At 62.6% G+C, this 20,269-nt stretch carries 19 protein-coding genes and 2 tRNA genes; 8 read left to right on the forward strand and 13 right to left on the reverse strand.

What is annotated here, in order from left to right; all coding sequences use genetic code 11:
• From AC4FAH_RS02865 to AC4FAH_RS02900, 8 genes are all read left to right on the forward strand, one after another.
• Positions 1–813: AAA-type ATPase lid domain-containing protein (locus AC4FAH_RS02865; protein ID WP_490245626.1), on the forward strand; the 813-nt coding region annotated here is incomplete at its 5' end.
• Between the two features lie 477 nt (positions 814–1,290).
• Complete coding sequence (locus AC4FAH_RS02870) at positions 1,291–1,797, forward strand: hypothetical protein (RefSeq protein ID WP_152965404.1); 507 nt, start codon at positions 1,291–1,293, stop codon at positions 1,795–1,797.
• Between the two features lie 129 nt (positions 1,798–1,926).
• Entirely contained in the window at positions 1,927–3,327 is a 1,401-nt protein-coding gene (gene pcnB / locus AC4FAH_RS02875; RefSeq protein ID WP_043333418.1) for a polynucleotide adenylyltransferase PcnB, read from the forward strand.
• A gap of 46 nt (positions 3,328–3,373) precedes the next feature.
• A complete protein-coding gene (gene folK / locus AC4FAH_RS02880) occupies positions 3,374–3,871 on the forward strand; it encodes a 2-amino-4-hydroxy-6-hydroxymethyldihydropteridine diphosphokinase (protein WP_043333416.1) in 498 nt (165 codons plus the stop codon).
• Between the two features lie 169 nt (positions 3,872–4,040).
• On the forward strand, positions 4,041–4,832 hold the full coding sequence (gene panB, locus AC4FAH_RS02885; protein WP_054556449.1) for a 3-methyl-2-oxobutanoate hydroxymethyltransferase: 792 nt from the start codon (positions 4,041–4,043) through the stop codon (positions 4,830–4,832).
• Positions 4,832–5,686 carry a pantoate--beta-alanine ligase gene (gene panC, locus AC4FAH_RS02890; RefSeq protein WP_490245627.1) on the forward strand — a complete coding sequence of 285 codons (855 nt, stop codon included), beginning with the start codon at positions 4,832–4,834 and terminating at the stop codon, positions 5,684–5,686. The genes panB and panC overlap by 1 nt, the downstream gene beginning before the upstream one ends.
• A 122-nt stretch (positions 5,687–5,808) precedes the next feature.
• Positions 5,809–6,189, forward strand: a complete 381-nt coding sequence (gene panD / locus AC4FAH_RS02895) for an aspartate 1-decarboxylase (RefSeq protein WP_043333409.1) — start codon at positions 5,809–5,811, stop codon at positions 6,187–6,189.
• A 305-nt stretch (positions 6,190–6,494) separates the two neighbouring features.
• Entirely contained in the window at positions 6,495–7,676 is a 1,182-nt protein-coding gene (locus AC4FAH_RS02900) for an acetyl-CoA C-acetyltransferase (RefSeq protein ID WP_043333407.1), read from the forward strand.
• Between the two features lie 172 nt (positions 7,677–7,848).
• On the opposite strand, the gene pnp is transcribed toward AC4FAH_RS02900, so the two are convergent.
• The 13 genes from pnp to folP form a co-directional block, all read right to left on the reverse strand.
• Positions 7,849–9,990, reverse strand: a complete 2,142-nt coding sequence (gene pnp / locus AC4FAH_RS02905) for a polyribonucleotide nucleotidyltransferase (protein ID WP_286988720.1) — start codon at positions 9,988–9,990, stop codon at positions 7,849–7,851.
• 248 nt (positions 9,991–10,238) lie between these two features.
• The gene (rpsO, locus tag AC4FAH_RS02910; RefSeq protein WP_024952154.1) at positions 10,239–10,508 is read right to left on the reverse strand and encodes a 30S ribosomal protein S15; all 270 of its coding nucleotides are present in this window, start codon (positions 10,506–10,508) and stop codon (positions 10,239–10,241) included.
• 98 nt (positions 10,509–10,606) lie between these two features.
• On the reverse strand, positions 10,607–11,536 hold the full coding sequence (truB, locus tag AC4FAH_RS02915) for a tRNA pseudouridine(55) synthase TruB (protein WP_043333402.1): 930 nt from the start codon (positions 11,534–11,536) through the stop codon (positions 10,607–10,609).
• Positions 11,536–11,961, reverse strand: coding sequence for a 30S ribosome-binding factor RbfA (rbfA, locus tag AC4FAH_RS02920; protein WP_043333400.1), 426 nt, complete (start codon positions 11,959–11,961; stop codon positions 11,536–11,538). Before rbfA ends, truB begins: the two co-directional genes overlap by 1 nt.
• 27 nt (positions 11,962–11,988) lie before the next feature.
• On the reverse strand, positions 11,989–14,433 hold the full coding sequence (gene infB / locus AC4FAH_RS02925; protein WP_043333398.1) for a translation initiation factor IF-2: 2,445 nt from the start codon (positions 14,431–14,433) through the stop codon (positions 11,989–11,991).
• A 28-nt stretch (positions 14,434–14,461) separates the two neighbouring features.
• Positions 14,462–15,955: a transcription termination factor NusA gene (nusA, locus tag AC4FAH_RS02930; RefSeq protein ID WP_043333395.1), complete on the reverse strand. Its 1,494-nt coding sequence runs from the start codon at positions 15,953–15,955 to the stop codon at positions 14,462–14,464.
• Positions 15,956–16,031: 76 nt separating this feature from the next.
• On the reverse strand, positions 16,032–16,490 hold the full coding sequence (gene rimP, locus AC4FAH_RS02935) for a ribosome maturation factor RimP (protein ID WP_043333393.1): 459 nt from the start codon (positions 16,488–16,490) through the stop codon (positions 16,032–16,034).
• Positions 16,491–16,613: 123 nt separating this feature from the next.
• A tRNA-Met gene (locus AC4FAH_RS02940) sits at positions 16,614–16,690 on the reverse strand.
• Positions 16,691–16,793: 103 nt separating this feature from the next.
• Positions 16,794–16,880, reverse strand: a tRNA-Leu gene (locus AC4FAH_RS02945).
• 62 nt (positions 16,881–16,942) lie between these two features.
• On the reverse strand, positions 16,943–17,329 hold the full coding sequence (secG, locus tag AC4FAH_RS02950) for a preprotein translocase subunit SecG (protein WP_043333391.1): 387 nt from the start codon (positions 17,327–17,329) through the stop codon (positions 16,943–16,945).
• A 5-nt stretch (positions 17,330–17,334) separates the two neighbouring features.
• A complete protein-coding gene (gene tpiA / locus AC4FAH_RS02955) occupies positions 17,335–18,081 on the reverse strand; it encodes a triose-phosphate isomerase (protein ID WP_043333389.1) in 747 nt (248 codons plus the stop codon).
• Between the two features lie 215 nt (positions 18,082–18,296).
• Complete coding sequence (gene glmM / locus AC4FAH_RS02960; protein WP_043333386.1) at positions 18,297–19,646, reverse strand: phosphoglucosamine mutase; 1,350 nt, start codon at positions 19,644–19,646, stop codon at positions 18,297–18,299.
• Positions 19,643–20,269 (reverse strand): dihydropteroate synthase (gene folP, locus AC4FAH_RS02965; RefSeq protein ID WP_490245628.1); only part of this gene is annotated, 627 nt, incomplete at its 5' end. The genes folP and glmM, both read right to left, overlap by 4 nt.

Below are 20,269 nucleotides of genomic sequence, written 5' to 3' on the forward strand. Positions count from 1 at the left end.
ATCGAGACGCGCTACGTCGACATCCGCCTCATCGCCGCGACCCACCGCAACCTGCATCAGCTCTCGGCCAGCGGTGAGTTCCGCCTCGACCTCTACTACCGCTTGAACGTGATGGAGATCGACCTGCCGCCCCTGCGTGAACGCGGCGATGACGTGCTGGAACTGGCCGAGCATCTGCTGGCCGGCATCGCCCGCAAGCATGGTCGGGACGGCATGCGACTCTCTCAGCGGGCACGACAGGAAATCCATCACTACGCCTGGCCCGGCAATGTCCGTGAACTGGAAAACGCCCTCGAGCGGGGCGTCATCCTGGCGGAGCGCCGCATCATCGCCCCGGAAGACCTCGGCCTGCGCACGCCCTCAGGGCAGCCGCTTCAGGCAGCGCCCGCCGCAACGGCAGACCCGGTGCCCCCGCCGACTGCTCAGGCGCCGAAGACAGCGGGCAAAGGGGCGGCGAAAGGAGCGATGAAAGGGTCGATGAAAGGCACAGTGAAAGGCGCCGCCAGGGACGCAAGTTCCGAGACGGCCGCAGCGCCTGTGACAGGGCAACCCGCGGTCGGCCAACAGGACATGGGCCAGCCACCGCCTGCGGACACCCCACGCAGCGGCCTCTCGGTGGTCGGCGATGCCGGTGAGGAGGAAGACCTCTCGCTGGAGGACTACTTCCAGCACTTCGTGCTCGAGCATCAGGACCACATGAGCGAGACCGAGCTCGCACGCCGCCTCGGCATCAGCCGCAAGAACCTCTGGGAGCGACGCCAGCGCCTGGGCATTCCACGCCGCAAGGGCCGCCGCAGCTCTCCCGCAAACTGACGTCGGCGCAATGAAGCTGGAGCACTGACGCTGGCGCACAGAAGTCACTGCGCTGAAGTTACTGCGCTGAAATCACTGCGCTGAAGTTACTGCACCATGCAGGTGCCCTCCCGAGTGAGCAACCCGCCTGCGGCGCCACCTTGCCTGCCAGAGATCCCCGCATCATCGAGGGCATCGCTAGACTTTAGTGTCGAATGACTCGCAAAAAACCCAGCTCAATCATTAGCTTGCAAGGCACTTCGTTAGACCTTCGCACCAATTGTTACCATCGACCCCAAATCATGACCCTATCCAGCGCACCAATGGGCACGTCAGGTAACACCTCGCACCTCTCTACACCTCACGTCTCAGCGACCTATGTCTAAATGACTGAATTGCTGGTTTTTTTTAAGCTGTGGCACATCCGATGCAATAACACGGTCAAGAAAAAGAACAACCGGAAATACGAAGCGCGCCCAACAACAACAAGAACGCGCAATGCTTCGAAAACCCTCGACACCAACAAGAACAATACCCGTCGAGCGCGTGACATTGATGATGAACCGCATGCCTCACTACATGAGTGGTGACAGGCAAGAGCCAAAACAAGAACAAACGGCCGCAGTTCATCATCCGCCGATCCAACAACAACAAGATATCGGCAGTCCGGAATCTACTGACCAGGACGCGACGAATCCGGCCTCGAGCACCAACAAGAACAACAGGCTCGACCCCGGATCACCCCCGAAACAACAACAACTCGCGGGGGGAGGCTACTCAGCCGTCGGTGAATGGAAGATTGTTTTGAATACGAGATGGTCACCGAACAGACAGCCAGACAACAACAACATGATCTGCAACACGAAGGATCTGTCTGCATTGATTTGTGACTGTGGTGCGTATTCAGGGCGATGCGCCATCACGAAAAAGAACATCCGCTCAAGGATGCGTGTACCCTACCTGCAAGGGAGACCGAGTGATCGGTCTCCCTTTTTCCTTGTCTGAGAGGTGATTTTCGCCTCGTCAGACGCCTTGAAGTGCAGAGTCGGCCCCTGGATGGCAGACCGGCGCTTTGCCAAGGTATCTGCCCTCGGCTACACTGGGCGGCCTGCCACGCACGAGTCGAATCGCTGCATGCTCAAAGGATTTACCCGCTTTCTACAACGCCCCGGTGACCGCTTGAAGACGCTTTTCAATGCAACTGACGCGCCCGCGGCCCCATTGCCCAGCCTGCGTGTGATACCGCGGGATGAGCATCCCGTGTCCCGCCGCCAGCTCAGCGAGAATGCGCTGAAGGTACTCTATCGCCTGCAAAGCGGTGGATATCAGGCCTATCTGGTCGGTGGCTGTATCCGTGATGCCCTGCTCGGACAACGCCCCAAGGACTTCGACGTGGCCACCAACGCCACGCCGGAACAGGTCCGCGAGCTGTTCCGCAATGCCCGCATCATTGGCCGTCGTTTCCGTATCGTGCACGTGCGCTTCGGTCGTGAGGTGATCGAGGTCACCACCTTCCGCGGCAAGCCGGCCGATAGCACGCCCAGCCAGCATACCCAGCAGTCGGAAGACGGCATGCTGCTGCGTGACAACGTCTTCGGCTCCATCGAGGAGGACGCGCTGCGCCGCGACTTCACGATCAATGCCCTCTATTACGACGTGTCCGACTTCACGATCCATGACTGGGCCAATGGTGTACGCGATATCGAAGCGCGCATGATTCGCCTGATCGGTGACCCGGAAACACGCTATCGCGAAGACCCGGTGCGCATGCTGCGTGCCGTCCGCTTCGCCGGCAAGCTGGACTTCGACATCGAGGAGGCCACGGCCGAACCGATGTACGAACTGGCCCCGCTGCTGCTGCAGATTCCGCCGGCGCGCATGTTCGAGGAAGTGCTCAAGCTATTCATGTCCGGCTATGCACTGGAAACCTTCCATCTCCTGCGTGAGTTTGGTCTGTTCCAGATGCTGTTCCCCGAGACGGAAGAGAGCTTCGCGCATTATCACTGGTCCATGCCGCTGATCGAGAAGGCGCTGGCCAGCACGGACGACCGCATCCGCGAAGACAAGCCGGTCACGCCGGCCTTCCTGTATGCCGCCCTGCTGTGGCCGGGCGTCAAGGCGCGTACCGACCAGCTGATCGCCAGTGGCATGCCCGATATTCCGGCAGCCCACCAGGCGGCTCAGCAGGCGATCGCTCGCCAGCTCAACCATACCTCGATCCCGAAGCGCTTCAGCATTCCGATGCGCGAGATCTGGGACATGCAGGCCAAGTTGCCGCGTCGCCGTGGCAAACGCGCCTTCCAGACCCGCGAGCATCCGCGCTTCCGCGCCGCCTACGACTTCCTGCTGCTGCGCGAATTCGCCGGCGAAGTGAAGCCGGGGCTGGGCAAGTGGTGGACCGATTTCCAGGAAGTCGATGCTCGCACCCAGGTCACGATGATCGAAGGTGTCTCCGATGAAGGCCCCGCCGGCAGCAAGCCGGTCGGCACCAAGCGTCGCGGCAAGCGTCGGCGCAATGGTCGCGGCCAGGGCTGAGCAGTGGCTCATCTGAGCCACTGCCGTCTCCACGCAGGAACTCCGCATGATTTCGACAGCCTTGATTGGCCTCGGTGCCAATCTTGACGATCCGCGCGCACAACTGGAGCGCGCGCTTGAGGCTCTCGACCGGCTGCCGCTGACCCGCTGCACGCGACATTCTCGCCTGTATGCCAGCAAGCCGGTCGGCCCGCAGGACCAGCCCGACTTCGTCAATGCCGTCGCCGAGCTATCGACCCGCCTGTCTCCCCTCGCCCTGCTCGATCAACTGCAAGCCCTCGAACAGCAGCATCGCCGCGTGCGGCTGCGTCACTGGGGCCCCCGCACGCTGGATCTGGACCTGTTGCTCTTCAATGACAGCAGGATCTCGACGCCGCGTCTCGTCGTGCCCCATCGCGAAATGCTCAAACGTGGTTTCGTGATGCGTCCGTTGGCTGACCTGCTGGGCCCGCAGCGCCTCAGCGTGCTGGGCGAGGAGAATCTCGAAACACTGGCGTCTCGAGTTGAGGGCGATGACTTGCTCCCCCTCGGACCTCAGGAGTAGAGTTTCGCCATCTTGTTACCGTCGTGCCCACTTTGGCCTGTGCGGTAACACTTTCTGGTAACACCGGCCCGTGTCGCCCGCAGTCCGCCCTCGGCGGCCTTCTCGCGATCGCGGCTGCTCGACGCCACGGGCAGCTGCGTCATACGCGCCGCAACGAGTAAGCGTCCCGATGAAAAACGTCACCCTGAGCACCCTGCGCCGCCTCAAGGCCGATGGTGAGACGTTCAGTTGCCTCACCGCCTACGATGCCACCTTTGCTCATCTTGCCAGCGATGCCGGCATTGAAGTGCTGCTGGTCGGCGACTCTCTCGGCATGGTCCTGCAGGGCCATACCAGCACCCTGCCCGTCACCATCGATGACATCTGCTACCACACCGCCGCCGTGGCACGTGGCAAGCAAGGTAGCCTGCTGATGGCCGACCTGCCCTTCATGAGCAATGCCAGCACCGACATCCTGCTCGACCATGCGGCGCGTCTGATGCGTGCCGGTGCCGAGATGGTCAAGGTCGAAGGCGAAGCCTGGCTGGCCGATGCCGTCACCGCGCTCGTCCAGCGTGGTGTACCGGTCTGCGTGCACATGGGCCTGACGCCACAGCACGTACATGCCTTCGGCGGTTACAAGGTGCAGGGTCGCGACGAGGCACGCGCCGAGCAGATCATCGCCGATGCGCGCACGCTGGAAGCCGCGGGTGCCGCGATCATCCTGCTCGAATGCGTGCCGTCCGAGCTGGCCGCGCGCATTCGTGATGCCGTCGAGGTGCCGGTGATCGGCATCGGTGCCGGCGTGGACGTCGATGGCCAGATCCTGGTCATGCACGACATGCTCGACCTGACGCCCGGCCGCAAGCCACGCTTCGTCAAGAATTTCATGAGTGATGCCGGCAGCGTGCAGGAGGCCTTCGCCGCCTACCACCAGGCGGTCAAGACGCGCAGCTTCCCGGCGCCGGAGCACGGCTTCTGATGAAAACCGTCTCCCAGATCAACGCCCTGCGCGAGCAACTCGCCCAGGCACGCCGCGATGGCCTGCGTATCGCGCTGGTGCCGACCATGGGCAATCTGCATGCCGGCCACCTGTCGCTGGTCCGTGAAGCGCGCCGCCATGCCGACATGGTCGTCGCGAGCATCTTCGTCAACCCGCTGCAGTTCGGCCCCGGCGAAGACCTCGACAGCTATCCGCGCACCCTCGAGGCCGACCAGAATGCGCTGGCCACCGAAGGATGTGACCTGTTGTTCGCCCCCTCGACGGCGGAACTCTACCCCACGGGCCGCGACGGACTGTGCAACGTGCAGGTGCCGGGCGTTTCCGAAGGCCTGTGCGGCGGCAACCGTCCGGGGCACTTCGATGGCGTCGCCACCGTCGTCAGCATCCTGTTCCATCTGGTACGCCCTGAAGTCGCCTGTTTCGGCGAGAAGGACTTCCAGCAGCTGGCCGTGATCCGCAAGCTCAACCGCGACCTGCACTTCGGCATCGAGATCATCGGTGTGCCCATCGTGCGTGCCGAGGATGGTCTGGCGCTGTCGTCACGCAACGGCTACCTGAGTGAGCAGGAGCGCGCCATCGCGCCGCGACTCAAGCAGTGCCTCGATGCCCTGAAGGCTCGCCTTGAGCAGGGCGTGCCGCGTGATGTGGCGCTGCGCGAGGCGCTGGCCGCCATCAGCGAGAGCGGCTTCAAGCCGGACTATCTCGAGCTGCGCCGCGCGGCTGACCTGGGGTCGGTCGAGGATGACACGCGCGAGGCGGTGATTCTGGTCGCCGCACACCTGGGCCGTACGCGCCTGCTCGATAACCTGAAGGTCGCCTTGCCGGTGGCCTGATGCCTGATTAGACTGCGCCGCCTTGCACCCTGGCGTGGCACTGTCCGCCACGTCATGCGCGCCATGGCCCTGGTCCCAGGGCCTTGATCTGCGCCCGGCGGCGCTCAACCGGAGACATCCTGATGCAAGCCATCATGCTCAAGGCCAAGCTGCACATGGCCCGCGTGACTCACGCCGTCCTCAACTACGAGGGCTCCTGCGCCATCGATGGCGACCTGCTCGACATGGCAGGCATTCGTGAGTACGAACAGATCCAGATCTACAACGTGGACAACGGCAAGCGCTTCACCACCTATGCCATTCGCGGCGAAGAAGGCTCGAAGATCATCTCGGTGAACGGCGCCGCAGCCCACCAGGCCGATGTCGGCGACCGCGTGATCATCTGCGCCTTCGCCCACTACGCCGAGAGCGAACTGGACGCGCACAAGCCCTCCATGGTCTATCTGATGGAAGGCAACGAGGTCAGCCATACGGCCAACGCCATCCCGGTCCAGATGGCCTGAGCACCCCTTGCTGCCTGCCGCTCCACGCCCTGAGGGCTGATGCTTTCAGGCCTTGAGCCTGCCGCGAGCGCTCCAACACGACGCCAGCCCTGCCTGCCAGAGCGCTGGCGTCGTGCCGTCTGGAGAGGCGATACGTATGGCTAAAGGCTGACACTGGAGATGCCCTTTGGCGATTGCCGCACCGCACAAAACTGCCTTATGCTGGAATCTCACCTCAGCAGGACTGCGCCTCGCCCGCTTGATGGCATGGCCATAGTCGCAGCCAATTGACTCAGACAGTCTCGCAAGAGAACAGGAGCGTTCAGATGCAGGATGTGGTGATCGTAGCAGCCCGTCGTACCGCCGTAGGCGCCTTCGGTGGCAGCCTGGCTGGCATTTCCGCCGCGGATCTCGGCGCACATGTCATCAAGGATATCCTCGCCAGCACGGGTGTCAGTGGCGATCAGGTCGATGAAGTGCTTCTGGGCCAGGTACTGACAGCAGGATGCGGTCAGAACCCGGCACGTCAGGCGGTCATCAAGGCAGGCTTGCCGGAAGGCGTGCCCGCCATGACCATCAACAAGGTCTGCGGGTCTGGCCTCAAGGCGCTGCACCTGGCCACCCAGGCCATCCGTTGCGGCGATGCCGAGCTGATTCTGGCCGGCGGTCAGGAAAACATGTCCCTGTCTCCGCACGTGCTGCCCAACTCGCGTGACGGCAAGCGCATGGGCGACTGGAAGGCGATCGACTCCATGGTCCACGACGGTCTGTGGGATGCCTTCAATGACATCCACATGGGCATCACCGCCGAGAATCTGGCCGAGAAATACGAGATCACCCGTGAAGCCCAGGACGCCTTCGCGGCCGCCTCTCAGCAGAAGGCCTGCGCAGCCATCGAAGCTGGCCGCTTCAAGGGCCAGATCGTCCCGGTCGAGATCCCGCAGCGCAAGGGCGACCCGATCGTCTTCGATACCGACGAGAACCCGCGCGCCGGTACCACGGCCGAGAAGCTCGGCGGCATGCGCCCGGCCTTCAAGAAGGATGGCACCGTTACCGCCGGCAACGCCTCGGCGCTCAACGACGGCGCTGCCGTGGTCATGCTGTGCTCCGCCGACAAGGCACGCGAGCTGGGCCTGACGCCGCTGGCGACCATCAAGGCCTACTCCAACGCGGGTGTTGATCCGAAGATCATGGGCATCGGCCCGGCGCCGGCGACTCGCCTGTGCCTCAAGAAGGCCGGCTGGAGCCTGGAAGACCTCGACCTGATCGAAGCCAACGAAGCCTTCGCCGCCCAGGCCCTGTCGGTCAACAAGGAGCTGGGCTGGGATGTCGACAAGGTCAACGTCAATGGCGGCGCCATTGCCCTCGGCCACCCGATCGGCGCCTCCGGCTGCCGTGTGCTGGTCTCGCTGGTGCACGAGATGATCGAGCGTGATGCCAAGAAGGGTCTGGCGACCCTGTGCATCGGTGGCGGCCAGGGTGTCGCGCTGGCCATCGAGCGCAGCTGATCGCTCACATATCTGCACCCCCGCCTGAACTCTCGCTGCTCGCGCAATATTGAGCAGGGAGATATGAAAAAAGCCCCCGCCAGTGACCTGGCGGGGGCTTTTTCTTGCCCGGAGGATGCGCCTCTCATGCAGAGCAGGCAAGACCGGGGCGGGGACGCTCCGCGACGATCGGTCAGTCCTGGGCGGCGGCCTCTTCAGCCTGAGCAGCGGCAAAGGCCGCCTTCTCTTCTTCGCTGATCTCTTTCAGCGACAGCTTGACGCGATTGCGGTTGTCGATGTCGAGCACCTTGACCACCACCTCATCGCCTTCGTTGAGGTAGTCGCGTACGTCATTGACCCGCTCCTCGACGATCTGCGAGATGTGCAGCAGACCATCAGTGCCCGGCATGAAGGTGATGAAGGCACCGAAGTCAGCGATGCGCGCCACCTTGCCGGCATAGAGCTTGCCGATCTCGGCCTCGGCAATGATGCCCTCGACGTACTTGGCAGCCGCCTGCGCCTGCGCCTTGTGCTCGGCATAGATGCGCACGCTGCCATCATCGTCGAGATCGACATTGGCGCCAGTCTCTTCACAGATCTTGCGGATGGTGGAGCCGCCCTTGCCGATCACGTCACGCACCTTGTTGGGCGCGATCTTGAGGGACAGCATCGCCGGGGCATTGTCCGAGACTTCCTGGCGACTGGCGGCCAGCACCTCATTCATCTGCGCGAGGATGGTCAGACGTGCCTCGAGGGCCTGTTCCAGCGCCTGCTCAAGAATCTCCTCGTCGATCCCCTCGATCTTGATGTCCATCTGCAGCGCGGTAACGCCTTCGGCGGTCCCCGCGACCTTGAAGTCCATGTCGCCGAGGTGATCCTCATCGCCGAGGATATCGGTCAGTATCGCGACGCCATTGGCGTCCTTGACCAGCCCCATGGCGATACCCGCGACCGGCGCCTTGAGCGGCACACCGGCGTCCATCAGCGCAAGCGAGGCGCCACACACGGACGCCATCGAGCTCGAACCATTGGATTCGGTGATCTCGGAGACGACACGGATCGCGTAGGGGAAGGCCTGCAGCGACGGCAGCATGGATTCGATGCCCCGACGCGCCAGACGCCCATGACCGATCTCACGCCGCTTGGGCGCGCCGATGAAGCCTGTCTCGCCAACGCAGTAGGGCGGGAAGTTGTAGTGCAGCATGAAGCGGTCCTGCTTCTCGCCGGACAGCCCTTCGATCAGCTGTGAGTCGCGCGTGGTCCCCAGGGTGGCAGTGGCGATCGCCTGGGTCTCGCCGCGGGTGAACAGCGCCGAACCATGCGCCTTGGGCAACACGCCCACCGCCATGTCCAGCGCTCGCACGGTGCGCGTATCACGACCATCGATACGCGGCTCGCCGGCGATCACGCGCTGACGCACGATACGCTTCTCGAGCGCCGCGAAGGCCGTGGCGACGGCCTCGACGCTGAAGCGCGCATCATCCTCGGCGCCCAGCAGGTCGATGGCCTGCGCCTTGAGCGCCGACAGACTGTCCTGACGCGCCATCTTGTCACTCAGGCGATAGGCATCACCGATCCGGGTGGCGAAGCTCTGCTCCAGCGCCTCGACCAGCACGCGGTCGAGCTTCTGCGGCACCCACGCCCACTTGGGACGATTGACCTTGGCGGCGAACGTCTCGATCCCCGTGATGGCCTTCTGCATCTCGTGATGGCCATAGAGCACGGCGCCGAGCATCTCGTCTTCCAGCAGCTCCTGGGCCTCGGACTCGACCATCAACACGGCCTTCTCGGTCCCCGCCACCACCATGTCCAGCTCGGAATGCGCCAGTTCGCTGTAGCCGGGATTCAGGAAGTAGCCGCGCTGCTCGCTGAAGCCGACGCGCGCCGCGCCCACGGGGCCCGCGAAGGGTACACCGGAGATGCAAAGCGCTGCAGAGGTGCCGAGCAGTGCCGCGATGTCCGGGTCGACATTGCGCTCCGCCGACATCACCGTGCAGACCACCTGCACCTCATTCATGAAGCCTTCGGGAAACAGCGGGCGCATCGGACGGTCGATCAAGCGTGAGGTCAGGGTTTCCTTCTCGGTGGGACGCCCTTCGCGCTTGAGGAAGCCGCCGGGGATGCGCCCCGCCGCGTAGGCCTTCTCCTGATAATGGACCGACAACGGGAAGAAGGACTGGCCGGATTTCGGCGACGCCTTGGCCACCACGGTGCACAACACCGAGGTATTGCCCATGGTCACCATCACGCTACCGGTCGCCTGACGCGCGATGCGGCCGGTCTCGAGGGTGATGGTGTCATTACCGTACTGGAAGCTGTGCGTTACCGGGTTCACGGCGCATGTCCTTTAATCTGATAGTCATCGATGCCAGGCGCTCATGGTAAAGCGCGCCACAGGCAATGAAAAGCGGGTTGATCCCACGCGACAAGCGGGCTGCAGCGCGGGTCGAGCCTCTGATCTGAAGCCCGGATCACCTCGGTATCAGGCACAAAAAAACCGACACCGCCCGCAGGCAGTGTCGGTTTTCCTGTGCCCACCGGGGGCCCGCCATGCACCGAAGTGCATGGCGGCAACATCGCTGATTAGCGACGCAGACCCAGACGCTGGATCAGAGCGGTGTAACGCTCGAAGTCCTTGCGCTTGAGGTAGTCAAGCAGCTTGCGGCGCTGGTTGACCATGCGGATCAGACCACGACGGGAGTGGTGATCCTGCTTGTTGGCCTTGAAGTGACCCTGCAGGCCATCAATGTTGGCGCTCAGCAGAGCAACCTGAACTTCCGGGGAACCGGTGTCGTTCTCGCCACGGCCGAATTCGGTAACGATCTCAGCCTTCTTCTCAGCGGTAAGTGCCATCTGTCTCTCCAGTAAGCAATATGCTTGATAGATTAGAAATGTCGAAGACCACGCATATTTGCAGTCTTCATGCGGCTTGCGGCGAGGCCGCAATCAGCTCACCCAGCCGCCGCCTCGACGGCAGAACTGAGCAGTCGGCGAGGAGCGATGACGCCCTCCGCCGCAATCCGGACCAGCCCGAGCAACTGCTGGTCCTGATACACACGAGCCAGGGAGTCCACTTCCAGCGACCCTGTCGTCGTTTCAGCCTGTTGACCACGCAATATCATCCGCGCCATCTCGGCAGTGATGTCGAGACACGGGAGATGATCGAGCAGGATGTCGACAGGTAACAGAACGCCTTCACGTGCCTGCTGGTCAGCCAGCGCCTCGAGGCGCTCGAAATCCAGCATGGCATCACCCGTGAACGGGCCCGTCTTGAGACGACGCAGTGCCGTGAGGTGGGCTCCACAGCCCAGCGCCTCGCCGATATCCTCGGCCAGACTGCGTATGTAGGTACCCTTGCTGACCGCCACTTCGATCTCGATGCCATCGGAGTGCCGCGCAAGAAGCGCCATATTGTAGATGGTAACGCGACGGACTGCACGCTCGATTTCAATCCCCTGGCGCGCCAGCTCATAGAGCGGACGTCCCTGGTGCTTGAGCGCGGAGTACATCGGCGGTACCTGATCTATCTCGCCACGGAACCTGTCCAGCACCGCGTCCAGCTCGGCCTGCGCAATCTCGGGAATCTCCCGCTCGCGAATCACCGTGCCTTCCGCATCACCGGTATCGGTGACCTGGCCAAACTTGATCCGTGCCCGATAGACCTTGTCTGCCTCGAGAAGATGCGAGGAGAACTTGGTCGCTTCCCCGAAGCAGACCGGCAACAAGCCGGTCGCCATCGGGTCGAGCGTGCCGGTATGACCGGCCTTCTGCGCCTGGTAGAGGCGACGAGCCTTCTGAAGCGCATAGTTGCTGGACATGCCCTTGGGCTTGTCCAGCAACAGAACGCCATCGATCGGCAAGCCGCGACGACGACGCGCCATCAGGCGTCCGGCGTGGTGCCCGGGGCACCATCTTCGCTGTCGTCATCACCGCGTTCAGCACTGCGCTTGCGATCGTCAGCGACCGCATCGTTGATCAGTGAGGACAGGTGATGGCCACGAACGACGCTTTCATCGTAATGAAAACGCAGTTCCGGCACGTGACGCAGCTGAATGGTGCGCGCCAGCTGGGAGCGCAGGAAACCTGCCGCGCGCTTGAGCACGGCGAGGTTTTCCTTGATGCGTTCCGGGCTGTCGTCACCCAACAGGGTCACGTAGACATCGGAGTAGGACAGGTCGCGGCTGACCTTGGCGGCGCTGACCGTCAGCATGCCAAGGCGCGGGTCCTTGACCTCGCGCTGAATCAACAGCGCGAGCTCTTGCTGGATCTGGTCCGCCACGCGGTCAGTACGGCTGTATTCACGCATCCGTGATCTCTCCTTGCAGGGGCGCTATCAGAGCGTGCGCTCGACCTGGATCTGGTCGAACACCTCGATCTTGTCGCCAACCTGCACGTCGTTGTAGTTCTTGACGCCGATACCACATTCCATGCCGTTGCGGACTTCGTTGACGTCATCCTTGAAGCGACGCAGGGATTCCAGCTCGCCTTCATAGATGACCACGTTGTCACGCAGCACGCGGATGCGCTTGGAGCGGTACATGTTGCCTTCGACGACCATACAACCGGCGATCGCGCCGATCTTCGGTGCCTTGAAGACATCGCGCACTTCGGCAACACCGACGATCTGCTCGCGGAATTCCGGTGCCAGCATGCCAGTCATGGCCAGCTTGACCTCGTCGATCAGCTGGTAGATGACGCTGTAGTAGCGCAGATCCAGACCTTCACGCTCGACGATCTCACGCGCGGAGGCGTCAGCACGAACGTTGAAGCCGACCAGGATCGCTTCGGAAGCGAGTGCCAGGTTGGCATCGGTACCGGTGATACCACCGACACCGGAAGAGACCACGGCCACCTTGACTTCTTCGGTGGAGAGCTCTTCCAGCGCGCCACGGATGGCTTCCAGAGAACCCTGCACATCGGCCTTGAGGACGACGTTGACCTTGGCGACTTCGTCCTGACCCATCTGGGAGAACATGTTCTCCAGCTTGGCCTTCTGCTGACGTGCCAGGCGCACTTCGCGGTACTTGCCCTGACGGAAGTTGGCGACTTCACGTGCCTTCTTCTCGTCCGGGACCACGGTGAACTCTTCACCGGCGTCCGGCGTGCCACCCAGGCCCTGGATCTCGACCGGCATGGCCGGACCCACGGAATCGACCTGCTTGCCGAGTTCGTTGATCAGCGCACGCACACGGCCGTAATGCAGGCCGGCGAGGACGATATCGCCCTTCTTCAGCGTACCGTTCTGGACCAGCACGGTCGCGACCGGGCCACGGCCCTTGTCGAGACGGGACTCGACCACGACGCCTTTACCCGGCGCGGACGGCACGGCCTGAAGTTCGAGAACTTCGGAGACCAGCAGGACACCTTCGAGCAGCGCGTCGATGTTCTCGCCGGTCTTGGCGGAAACGTGGACGAACTGGGTATCACCACCCCATTCCTCGGAGATGACACCGTGCTGGGACAGCTCATTCTTGACGCGGTCCGGATCAGCACCCGGCTTGTCGATCTTGTTCACCGCCACGACCATCGGGACACCCGCGGCCTTGGAGTGCTCGACAGCCTCGATGGTCTGCGGCATCACGCCATCATCGGCAGCCACCACCAGGATGACGACGTCGGTCGCCTTGGCACCACGAGCACGCATGGCGGTGAACGCCGCGTGGCCCGGGGTATCCAGGAAGGTGATGTCACCGTTGTCGTGTTCGACGTGGTAGGCACCGATGTGCTGGGTGATACCACCCGCTTCACCTGTGGCAACCTTGGTGCGGCGGATATAATCCAGCAGCGAGGTCTTGCCGTGGTCGACGTGACCCATGACGGTAACGACCGGCGCGCGGGTGATCTGCTCACCTTCGTAGGAGATGCCTTCGAGAACGGCTGTCTCGAGTGCGTCATCCTTGATCAGCTTGGGCGTGTGGCCCATTTCCTCGACCACGATGGTCGCGGTTTCCTGATCGATCGTCTGGTTGATGGTGACCGCAGCGCCCATGTTGAACATGGTCTTGATCACTTCAGACGCCTTGACGGCCATCTTGTCGGCGAGGTCTGCCACTGAGATGGACTCAGGGATGGAGACTTCACGGACGAAGGTCTGGACCGGCTTCGGCGGCTGACGGTTGGCATCACGGCCACCACGACGACCACCGCGACGCTCGGCGCGCTTGACCTTCTTGGCCCCGCCACGCTTGCGTTCGCTACGGTCTTCACGGGCTTCGCGACGATCACGTGATTCATCACGCGGCGCAGCCTTGGCGCGACGCGGTGCATCACCACGCGGCTCCTTCGGCGGCGCATTGACTTCCGGCGCAGCGTCGGCGGCCGGTGCAGCGGCAGCAGCCGGTGCACTCTGACGCGGACGCTCTTCGCGACGGTTGTCATTGCCACGACGCTCTTCGCGCTGCGGTGCCGCAGCCGGCTTGTCCGCAACGGCAGCTGCCGGTGCAGCAGCAGCCGGCGCTTCTGCAGCCTGCTCTTCGCCCTCTTTGACGTAGGTACGCTTCTTGCGCACCTGCACCTCGATGGACTTGCCGCGACCGCTACCCGTGTTGATGCGAGACTTGGTCTTGCGGGTCAGGGTAATGCGGTTCTTGGGCGCTGCCGGAGCGGCGCCACCACCGTGGCTCTTGGTGAGGTGATCAAGCAGCTTCTGCTTGTCGACCTCAGAGACGGCGTCGTTCTCTGACTTGTGCTTCAGACCCGCTTCATGCATCTGTTCCAGTAGGCGGGCTGACTCGCGGCCCACCTTCTTGGCGAATTCTTTGACTGTCATTTCTGACATGTACGACCCTCCTGAGCCCGTGACCTAGTTACTGTTCGCTTGCGAACCAGGGCGCGCGGGCGGTCATGATCAACGCCGCTGCTCGCTCTTCGTCGACGCCATCGATGTCTTTCAGATCATCGATGGCCTGCTCAGCAAGGTCTTCCATGGTGACGATACCCTTGCTGGCCAGGATGTATGCCAGATGACTCTCCATGCCTTCCATGTTGAGCAGGTCTTCGGCCGGCTGTGCGCCGTCCAGTTGCTCTTCAGTGGCGATGGCGAGATTCAGCAGTTCATCCTTGGCCCGAGCGCGCAGCTCCTCGACCAGATCCTGGTCAAAGCCCTCGACCTCGAGCATTTCCTCGAGCGGGACATAGGCGATTTCCTCGAGTGAGGTGAAGCCCTCGTCCACCAGGACACGGGCTAGATCCTCTTCAATCTCGAGATGAGTGATGAAATATTCGACGAAACTGTCGATTTCCTGCTCGCGCTTGCCCTCGGCTTCCGCCTCGGTCATGACGTTGAGCTGCCAACCGGTCAGCTCACTGGCCAGACGAACGTTCTGACCGCTGCGGCCGATGGCCTGAGCCAGGTTGTCCGCAGCGACAGCGACATCCATGGAATGGGTGTCTTCGTCGACCAGAATGGAACCGACATCTGCCGGCGCCATGGCGTTGATGACGAGCTGGGCAGGATTGTCATCCCACAGGATGATATCCACGCGTTCGTTACGTAGTTCATTGGACACGGCCTGCACGCGTGAACCACGCATGCCGACACAGGCACCGATCGGATCGATGCGCTTGTCGTTGCTCTTGACCGCGATCTTGGCGCGCGAGCCCGGATCACGGGCAGCACCCTTGATCTCGATCAGCTGCTCGGCGATTTCCGGGACTTCGATCTTGAACAGCTCGATGATCAGCTCAGGACGCGTACGCGACAGGATCAGCTGAGAACCACGAGCATCCGCGTCGACTTTCCACAGCAGGGCACGAACCCGCTCGTTCAAGCGGTAGCGCTCGCCGTGAATCATCTCACCGCGCGGCAGGAAGCCTTCGGCGTTGTCGCCCAGATCGATGATGAGGCCATCACGTGTCGTCTTCTTGACGATACCCGCGACCAGCTCACCTTCACGCTCGGCGTAAAGGCGCACCACTTCCGCACGCTCGGCCTCGCGCACCTTCTGCACGATGACCTGCTTGGCGGTCTGTGCAGCGATGCGACCGAACGCTTCGGATTCGATCTGCTTCTCGACCACGGCACCCAGCGCCAGCGGCTCTTCGCGCTGTTCGGCGATGCTGGCCTTGATCTCGTAGTCCGGCGTCTCGAACTCGTCGTCTTCGACGACGGTCCAGCGACGGTAGGTCGCGTAATCACCGGTGACACGATCGATCTTGACGCGGATATCCGCCTCTTCCTGATCGAAACGCTTGCGTGACGCCGAAGCCAATGCCGCTTCGACGGCTTCGAAAATCACATCCCGCGGCACGCCTTTCTCGTTGGAGATGGCGTCAACGACCAGCAGAATCTCTTTGCTCATGACTTTGCCTCGCCAGAAACCTGTCCTTGCGCATCGACCCGGGCTCGCAACGCGAGCGGTGTGCCGACAACGTCAGTTATTTGAACTGCGGCACAATGCGTGCCTGGTCGATGCTTTCAATGGGAAAGCAGTATTCTTCTTCATCGACCCGGATCACGACATCACCGTCTTCGGTGCCAGTCACCAGCCCCTGGAACTTGCGCTGGCCATCGAAGGCCTGGCGAAGTCGCAGTGCCACCACGTGACCGATGTAGCGCTCGTACTGGTCAAGCGTGAACAACGGACGATCCATGCCTGGAGACGAGACTTCAAGCTGGAACTGACCGGTAATGGGGTCTTCGACATCCAGTACGGCACCCACCTGACGACTGACGTTTGCGCAGTTGTCCACGGTAATGCCATCGGGATGGTCGATATAGATCACCAGACGGGACTGCTTGCCTTGGGAGAGATAGTCGATACCCCAGAGCTCGAAGCCCAGAGCAGAGACGACTGGATCGATAAGCGCGTTAAGCGCAGCGTCCTTGGTTGACACAGACGAGGCTCCTACAGCAGTTGCATCAGGCACCTGACCGGGAGTAGAGAAGAGAGCTAGGTGGCTGATTGGCACTGGTGCTAACAAAAAGCCCCTTCATAGGAAGGGGCCTTTCAAGAAACTTGGTAGCGGGGACCGGATTTGAACCGATGACCTTCGGGTTATGAGCCCGACGAGCTACCAGACTGCTCCACCCCGCAACAATAGTCGGACGATGGTAATGTCACCGAAAAAGGAGGTCAAGGAATGACGTCTTTCCAAGGTGGCAGAGTTGCGTCCAGACTGCCAATCGATCTAACAAGATGGTGCCGAAGGGGGGACTTGAACCCCCACGACCATAAGGTCACTACCCCCTCAAGATAGCGTGTCTACCAATTCCACCACTTCGGCACGGGGGCGGGTATCGCCTGAGACGTTACCCGGAAGAATTCAAAGTTAACGCCTTGAATTCCTTAGAGTGCTGGTTGGTCTGCGTTGCCGCTTTCCTCAAGCACTGGCGACGTATTCTCCACACTTTCCTCGGAGTCGTCAAGTGATGGCAGTGAATTTTTCTGCTGCTCGATCACGCTGGCATTCGGAATGCCCGCTTCGACTGACGGCTGGTTGGCGTTGGACGCGAACCAGGCCAGTGTCAGAGAGGTCGCGAAGAAGCCCGCGGCCAGAACACCCGTGAAGCGCGCGAGGAAGTTGCCGCTACCGCTGGACCCGAAAACGGTCTGGGAAGCACCACCGCCACCAAAGGCAGCGCCAGCTTCGGCACCCTTGCCCTGCTGGAGAAGGACGAGCACGATCAGCGCGACCGCGAGTACCACATGGACCATCAGAACGGCTACTTGCATGAGATTCAACCTGCAGACTGGCAAATGGCTAGGAATTCGTCGATCTGGAGCGAGGCACCGCCCACGAGACCGCCGTCGATATCCGGCTGCGCAAGCAGCTCGGCGGCATTGGCAGCTTTCATGCTGCCGCCGTACAACAATTGCATTGCCTCGGCGAGCGAGGCAGACCACTCGGCCAGGCGCGCGCGAATGGCCGCATGGACCTCCTGCGCCTGCTGGGGCGAGGCGGTGCGCCCGGTACCGATGGCCCAGACGGGCTCATAGGCGACGACCAGACGTGTGCGCGCATCGGCGGAGAGCGCGGAGAACACCGCCTCCAGCTGCCCCAGCACGACACGCTCCGTATCACCGGCTTCACGCTCCTCGAGCGTCTCACCGACGCACAGCACCGGCGTGAGGCCAGCGGCAAGCGCCGCCTCGACACGCGCCAGTACCGCCGCATCGTCTTCAGCATACAGGCTTCGACGCTCCGAGTGACCGACCAGCACCATCGCGGCACCGACATCCTTGAGCATCTGACCCGCCACTTCGCCGGTAAAGGCACCTTCGCTCGCCGGGTTCAGCGTCTGCCCCGCCAGCGCCACGCTCACAGGCATGCTCGCGCGAGCGGCGCTCAGATAAGGGAAAGGCACTGCCAGCGCCACCTGAATGCCCTGCGGCAGCTCAGCCGCCTGCAGGCCCCGGGCAAACTCATCGACCAGGGCAAGATCACCATTCATCTTCCAGTTTCCGGCAATCAGCGGTGTACGCATGTGCTTCTCCCTTGTGAGCAGTGCGAGGATGGTAATGGAGCCGCCCTTGACTGACAACCTTCGCGACCCCTGTCAAGCCCCGTGATCCGGCGCGATCAGGCTCGGGGCAACTGCCAGAAACGACAACAGGCGCACTCGGCGCCTGTTGTCGTCCTGTGCAACCCGACCGCTCAGCGACGTGAACCGTCGCCCCGGCGAGCTGCCATGTCAGCGCATCACGCCGACATGCTGGATTCGACCGTCGCGGCGATCTGACCCGCCAGCGCATCGACATCGAAGTGCGGACGCCCTTCGACCATGACGCGAATCAGCGGTTCCGTACCGCTGGGACGCAGCAGCACGCGCCCTTCATTGCCCAGCGTCTGTTCCACTTCGACCACCGCGGCCTGCACGGCATCCGCCGCCATCAGTGCCTTGTTGTCACAACCCGGCGCCAGACGCACATTGATCAGCGCCTGCGGGGCCTTTTCGAAGCCGACCAGCAACTCGCTGAGCGAGCACTCTTCACGCGCCATGATCGCCAGCACCTGCAGCGCCGAGACGATGCCATCACCGGTGCTCTGGATATGGCTGCAGACGATGTGACCGGAGGATTCGCCACCCAGCTGCCAGCCATTGGCTTCCAGACGCTCGATGACGTAGCGGTCACCGACCTTGGCACGCTCGAAGGGAATTCCCAGGCCTTCCAGCGCAGCCGCCAGACCGAAGTTGGACATCAGGGTGCCGACGACACCGCCGCCCAGCACACCGCGCTCGTGACGGTCACGCGCGATCATGTAGAGGATGTCGTCACCATCGATGACACGGCCATCGGCATCGACCAGGATCAGGCGGTCACCATCCCCATCGAAGGCCACGCCCAGATCGGCGCCCTGCTCGATGACGGCCGCGCGCAGCGCCTGCGGGTGCGTGGAGCCGACGCCCTGATTGATGTTGAGGCCATCCGGCTCACCGCCGATGACGCTGACCTTGGCACCCAGCTCACGGAAGACGTTCGGCGCGATGTGATAGGTCGCACCATGCGCGCAATCCAGCACCACCTTCATGCCGTGCAGGCCCAGACGGCCCGGCAGCGTGGACTTGCAGAATTCGATATAGCGACCGGCCGCATCCTGGATGCGTGACGCCTTGCCCAGGCTGTCCGGGCCGACGATCACGATGTCGCGGTCCAGCTCGGCTTCGATCTCGGCTTCCAGCGCATCATCCAGCTTGGTGCCGGCAGCGGAGAAGAACTTGATGCCGTTGTCCGGATAGGCGTTGTGGGAGGCCGAGATGACGATGCCGGCATCGGCGCGGAAGGTGCGCGTCAGATAGGCGATCCCCGGCGTCGGCATCGGGCCGAGCAGGGACACATCGACGCCCGCTGCCGAAAGGCCGGACTCGAGCGCGGATTCGAACATGTAGCCCGAGATGCGCGTGTCCTTGCCGATCAATACCTTGCCGCGGCCGTGACGGGCAAACACGCGGCCTGCCGCCCAGCCCAGCTTGAGCATGAAGTCTGGCGTGATGGGGAATTCCCCGACCGTGCCGCGAATACCATCCGTACCAAAATAACGTCGACTCATCGTATCGTGCCTTCCTGTAGCACGGCCCATGCCATGTCGACAGCGTCGACAGTCGGGGCCACGTCGTGAACGCGAAACAGTCTGGCCCCGTCACGAACGGCCAATGCCGTCAGTGCCAGGTTACCAGCCAAGCGATCCTCTACCGCGCGCCCGAGGGCATTGCCGATCATGCTCTTGCGTGACGTGCCGATCAGCAGCGGGAGGTTGAATTCATGCAACTGCGCCATGCGGTGATACAGGCGCAGATTGTCTTGCAGTGACTTGCCGAAGCCGAAGCCGGGGTCCAGTAGCAGTCGCTCACGCGCAATGCCCGCCGCCTCACAGGCCGCGATACGCGCCGCTAGGAACGTCCGGACTTCCTGCTCGATGGACTGAGCATAATGCGTATCCTGCTGCATGGTGTCCGGCTCGCCGCGCATGTGCATCAGACAGACGGGCAGGCCGCTGTCAGCGGCGGCCTCCAGCGCGCCGTCTCGATTCAGCGCACGCACGTCATTGATCATGCCGGCCCCCAGCCGTGCGGTTTCGCGCATGACTTGCGGGTTGCTGGTATCGATGCTCACCAATGCGCCCAGCTCGCTCACCAGCCGCTCCACCACCGGGCAGACCCGCTCAAGCTCTTC

Source organism: Cobetia sp. (assembly GCF_983723665.1).